Raw genomic sequence first — 4,053 nt, 5'->3', positions numbered from 1 at the left:
CCATATATAATCAACGACGGCCGCATTTGGCCTTAAAATACAAAACGCCCGATGAGGTTCATCAGGCGTTTTAGGTGGAAATAAGTGTCAACTTATTTCAGGACTAGACACTAAGTACCATTTAGCGGGCTTGTAACGCCGCAATACGCTTCTCTAATGGTGGATGGCTCATCATCATTTCAGCCATTGAACGCTTACCATTAATGCCAAATGCAGACATTTGCGCGGGCATCGCTGTACTCTCAGGGCCTTGGCGTAAACGCTCTAAAGCCGCGATCATTTTATGCTTACCGGCTAAACGCGCCGCACCTTCATCTGCTCGGTATTCGCGAATACGTGAAAAATAAGCAACGATGATTGAAGCCAAAATACCAAACAACATATCTAAAACAAAAACTACGGCCATGTAGGCAAACATACCTAAGCCTTCGCCTTCTTCATCATTACTTGAAACAAAATTATTAATGATACCTGCGACTACACGGGCAGCGAAGATCACAAAGGTGTTCACTACACCCTGGATCAGTGTCAAAGTAACCATATCACCATTAGCGACGTGGCTCACTTCATGGGCTAATACCGCTTCGATTTCATCTTGGCTCATGCCATACAGTAGACCTGTACTCACAGCAACTAATGAATTATCTTTGCTTGGCCCAGTTGCAAATGCATTCATCTCAGGTGACTGGTAAACCGCCACTTCTGGCATTTTAATTCCAGCTTGCTGGGCTTGGCGGGCAACCGTTTCAACTAACCAACGTTCAGTGCTATCACGGGGGGTTGTAATCACTTCACACCCCATGGCTTTTTTCGCCATCCATTTTGAAATCGCTAAGCTGATAAAAGCCCCACCGAATCCAAAAATTGCAGCGAACACCAACAATCCACCCATGGTAGACGTGTTAACGCCCAGAATAGACATCACAATTGAGGCTACTAGCAACACGGCTAGGTTAGTCGCAATTAATAAGAAAATACGCTTCATTTCAGCTCCTTTAGGGCACTAATTATGCCGTTTAACTTTTGCTCAAAGACATAATATGTCCAAATAATCGAAATTCAAAGGTAAAGATAAAGAGTTTTTTGTCGGGTTATCCTTTTCTTGTATTTTTAAACACTGTCGTTCATGGATCGAGAGTCTAGGGACAGTGTATTAATCAAAACTTAAATCTAAGCGCTGCCTATGCTACAAGCTAATTCATACTTATTTCTCTATATTTATCAGGATTAATCTTTGTTAACATACCAGCACTCTCTGGAATTTTAGGATTAAAAATGACCATCAACACCTTACTTCTGAGCAGTTCTCGTGTCGGTGACACTCCCTACTTAGCCCATGCTATTCCCTTTATAAAACCATTCACCGCTCAAGCTCAAAAATGGATTTTCATTCCCTATGCTGGTGTCAGTATGAGTTACGACACTTATTTAGCATCCGTCGTCATAGGTCTTGCCGAGCTAAACCTCGATATCAGTGGCATACATCAGCATCCCGATCCCCGTCAGGCGATAAAAGATGCTGACGGCATTTTGATTGGTGGCGGCAATACTTTCCACCTGTTGCATGAATTATATCGTTATGATCTCGTGGATCTTATCCGCGAAGAAGTCACTCAAGGTAAACCTTATATTGGCTGGAGTGCAGGCTCTAATGTATCGGGAGTCAGCATAAGAACCACCAATGACATGCCTATAATCGAACCCCCCTCTTTCAGGGCATTAAATTTAGTACCCTTTCAATTAAATCCTCATTATTCCAATTACCGTACGCCTGGACACAATGGTGAAACCCGTGCCCAACGCTTGCTAGAATTTACTAGAGTTGACCCATTAACGCCTGTTGTTGCTATAGTCGAAGGATCTGCACTTTGGCGTAAGGATAATACTTTAGTACTTTTAGGTGATAATCCGGCCTATTTATTCTGTGGTGAACAGCAGGAGATCCTAATCCCCATTGGTAGTGATTTATCACATTTACTGAAATAGGCTCAACTCTACAACATGTTGCCATTAGCGATATATTTACGCTGAAATTGTTACAAAAAAATCGTTTTATAGGGAATAAAATTAATGATGTGTGAATTTCATCCGATTAGATCTCTTTTCAGTGATAATAGAGTACAGATAAAATGTTTATACCGCTAAACTAACTGTACTAATTTCGCTGATAAATACCTTGATTTTTGAGATAAAATCGATAGTTATCTCAAGCAGTGAGATGCAATCCAATTATGCCATAGCATAGTAAGCATTTAATAAATAATTAAAATTTAGATGAAAAGCTAGGATTCAATCAGCATCGTCTAGGATCATGAAAGTGAGGAGTTTCCATTTTGCGACCGCATTTAACATTCCATAATTCAACCCGCTATCGCTATCCTGCAATAGCAAAGCAAAAATTAACTATGTTCACTTTCTTTCTATGGACTTTTTTTGCCTGCTATATTGGTTTCAATCCCGCTTTTGCAGCTAGCAATGGAGAAGATAAAAAAAGTAAAACATTTTCCCATGACACTGTCGTGACGCTCGCACAGCAGCTTGCACAAAACCCCTTTAAAGAGGCGAAAAAAGCGCCAAAAGAATTGACTGATTTAGATTTTGCAACATACAGTAAAATCAATTACCAAGAAGACGCCGCTATTTGGGGGGGAACTCCCACAAAGTTTTCAGTCCAACTTTTTGCCCCTGGTTTTTTATATAAAAACCTTGTGGATATTGATGTGGTCGAAAATAGCCATGCTTTTCCAATAGAACTAACTGAAACCGCCTTTAATGTTCCGAGTGATGTTATTGAAAAATTACTCACACAGGTTGGTCAGTATGCAGGCGTACGACTCCATTATCCAATCAATGACGATGGGGTAAAAGGTGAATTCATTATGTTCCAAGGTGCCAGCTATTTTCGTGTCCTCTCTAAGGGACAAACCTATGGGTTATCCAATCGCGGCCTTGCAATAGATGTTGCCCAACCTAAAGGTGAAGAATATCCCCTCTTCAAGCGCTTTTGGATAGAGCGACCTTCTAAATATCAAACTGCCATAGTAGTACACGCATTATTGGATAGCCAAAGTGTTACGGGGGCCTATCGTTTTGGGATCTATCCAGGCTCACCCACTCGGATTGAAGTCGATGTAACACTGTTTCCTCGTCGCGATATCCAATATATTGGTCTAGCGCCCTTAACTTCAATGTTTTTATATGGCGGATTAGATTCACCAGATAAACCTGATTATCGCCCTGCTGTGCACAACTCAGAGGGATTACAAATCGATCGCGGTAATGGTGAGCGTTTATGGCGTCCATTGAATAATCCTAATAAATTACAGATCAGTGCTTTTGGTGATGAAAATATTAAAGGTTTTGGTTTAATACAACGTCATCGTAATTTTGATTATTACCAAGATCTTGAATCGAATTACCATTTGCGTCCATCCGCTTGGATTGAACCACTAACCGATTGGGGCAAGGGACAACTTACTTTGCTGGAAATCCCTTCCAATGCCGAAATCAATGATAATGTAGTGGTCTATTGGGAACCCAAGGGTGGGCTGAAAAAAGATGAACCCTATCGCTATTCCTACCGCATAACAGCCTCAAACGATAGCCCGAATATGGCTTCTAAGGCTCGTGTGGTATATAGCTCAAAAGGACAGAAGCAGTCTAAAGGTAAAGAACTACTGATTGATTACAGTAATGTCAAAATCCAAGACATTGATAAAATTGCAATAGATGCCAGCATCAGCAAAGGCAAAATTCTCTCGTCACGTATGGTAGCTCACCCAGATATAAATGGTGTCCGGGTATTTGTGACTTTTGAACCTGAAAGCACGAATGTGGCAGAACTGAGGATCCAGTTGAAAAAAGACGATAAACCAATTGCCGCCACATGGCTCTATCGTTGGAATAATGATGATTGGCCTTAGTTCGAAAGTAGTGTTCTAAGGGTAGTGTTCAAATTTCTGTGTCATTTCTTTAAGCTATACCAAAAAGAGATGATTTATGACCACACCTACTTTTGATATCAATGCTGCCATTCAAGCACTACGTGATGGT

Annotated in this window: 3 protein-coding genes; 2 read left to right on the top strand and 1 reads right to left on the bottom strand. The window is 41.0% G+C overall.

Features of this window, described 5'->3' with window-relative positions; translation table 11 throughout:
- Positions 1-121: 121 nt before the first annotated feature.
- Positions 122-985 carry a protease HtpX gene (gene htpX, locus L2744_RS21195; protein WP_248993736.1) on the bottom strand — a complete coding sequence of 288 codons (864 nt, stop codon included), beginning with the start codon at positions 983-985 and terminating at the stop codon, positions 122-124.
- A gap of 290 nt (positions 986-1,275) precedes the next feature.
- Between htpX and pepE the strand changes: the two genes are divergently transcribed.
- On the top strand, positions 1,276-1,986 hold the full coding sequence (gene pepE, locus L2744_RS21190; protein WP_248993735.1) for a dipeptidase PepE: 711 nt from the start codon (positions 1,276-1,278) through the stop codon (positions 1,984-1,986).
- A 347-nt stretch (positions 1,987-2,333) separates the two neighbouring features.
- Entirely contained in the window at positions 2,334-3,923 is a 1,590-nt protein-coding gene (locus L2744_RS21185; protein WP_248993734.1) for a glucan biosynthesis protein G, read from the top strand.
- The last annotated feature ends 130 nt before the right edge of the window (positions 3,924-4,053 follow it).

Origin of the sequence: Shewanella profunda (assembly GCF_023283765.1) — a bacterium.
GTDB classification, from domain to species: domain Bacteria; phylum Pseudomonadota; class Gammaproteobacteria; order Enterobacterales; family Shewanellaceae; genus Shewanella; species Shewanella profunda.
The sequence above is the reverse complement of the archived record's forward strand: the minus strand, read 5'-3'. Positions and strand labels throughout refer to the sequence as shown.